Origin of the sequence: Tahibacter aquaticus (assembly GCF_004363655.1) — a bacterium.
Taxonomy (GTDB): Bacteria; Pseudomonadota; Gammaproteobacteria; order Xanthomonadales; family Rhodanobacteraceae; genus Tahibacter; species Tahibacter aquaticus.
On sequence record NZ_SNZH01000076.1, the window covers coordinates 1 to 1287 of the forward strand.

Sequence of the window (1287 nt, forward strand, 5' to 3'; positions counted from 1 at the left end):
GGACGCGATCCGCAGCAGATCTTCGACAGCCTGGCCAAGGGTGTCAGCACGCCGGAGCTGAAAGTGGAAATGGCCGAGGGCGAGCACTACCGCTACATCGAACGGTTCCGCGAACGCGTCAGCTTCGAAGGGGCCCGCGTCACCACCATCGACGGCGTTCGTGCTGACTGGCCCGACGGCTGGGGACTGGTGCGTGCGTCCAACACCACGCCGGTACTGGTGCTGCGCTTCGATGCAGACAGCGACAAGGCGCTGCTGCGCATCCAGGACGTGTTCCGCAAGCAGCTGCTGGCGGTGGATTCCCACCTCAAGTTGCCGTTCTGAACGAGGCGCTGCGCCGCCCACGGGACGGCGCAGCCAGCAAGGCGGTACTTTTGCGGCTTATTGGAAAGTGTCGGAAAAGATCGGGTCTGTTTCGGCAGGCGCCAGGAAGATATCGGAAATTCCCGGCATGCCGTCCGGCGCGAGATCGCCACGGGTGGAGCTGAAGACGATGTTCCGGCTGTCGGCGGAAAAGCGCGGCTGCCAGGTGTTGAACGCTGCTGCCGGCGTGCTGAAATAGGTCAGTGCGCGGGTACTGCCGGTGGCGGCGTCGAACACATAGATGCGTTCGGCTTCTTCCCCGTCGAAAGGCGTCAGCAGGCTTGGCGCCGTGCTGACGAAGGCCACGTAGCGGCCTTCGCGCGACAAGGCTGGTGACTTGCCCCTGCCTTCGCTGTCGCCCGGTGCGGCGATCAGCCGCGTAGTGCCCGCGGCGCGATCGCGCAGATAGACCCGCTCATGATTGCCACTGGTGCCGCCGACCAGATCGTCGGCGCTGCTGGTGAACAGCGCGAGGTTGCCGTCGGCGCTGAGGCCGTAGGCGTCACCGCCGCCGCCGCTGGGCGAGCTGCCGCCGCTGAGGCGTTGTAGCTGCTGGCTGACACGGTCGAACACAAAGGCGTCGATACGGTCGTTGTGGTCGTCGCCGACAAGGTCGGAAGCTGCGCTGCTGAACGTCACATAGCGGCCGTCGGCCGAGACGAAGGGCCGGCTTGCCGCGCCATTGCCCGGCTGTCCGGCCGGTGTGCGGCTGACCAGGACCGTCGTGCCGGCGGAGAGGCTGCGCAGGTAGATCTGCGGGTCGGCCGAGCTTATGCCGGCAACGAGGTCATCGGCCTGCGACTGGAAGGCGACCAGATCGCCGTCGTCGGACATATGCGGTCCGCTGCTCGATGCGTCGGCGGCTGTGCCGGAGGTATCGGTGCTAACGAGCGAGGTCTGCCCACTCGTGCGGTCGTAGCGGAA

General features: G+C 66.4%; 1 protein-coding gene and 1 pseudogene. One reads left to right on the top strand and one right to left on the bottom strand.

Features of this window, described 5'->3' with window-relative positions; translation table 11 throughout:
- A pseudogene (locus tag DFR29_RS28840) lies at positions 1-324 on the top strand (phosphomannomutase/phosphoglucomutase); the annotation flags it as partial.
- 57 nt (positions 325-381) lie between these two features.
- On the opposite strand, the gene DFR29_RS28845 reads toward DFR29_RS28840, so the two are convergent.
- On the bottom strand, positions 382-1287 hold a 906-nt coding region (locus DFR29_RS28845; protein ID WP_208113778.1), incomplete at its 5' end, for a TolB family protein.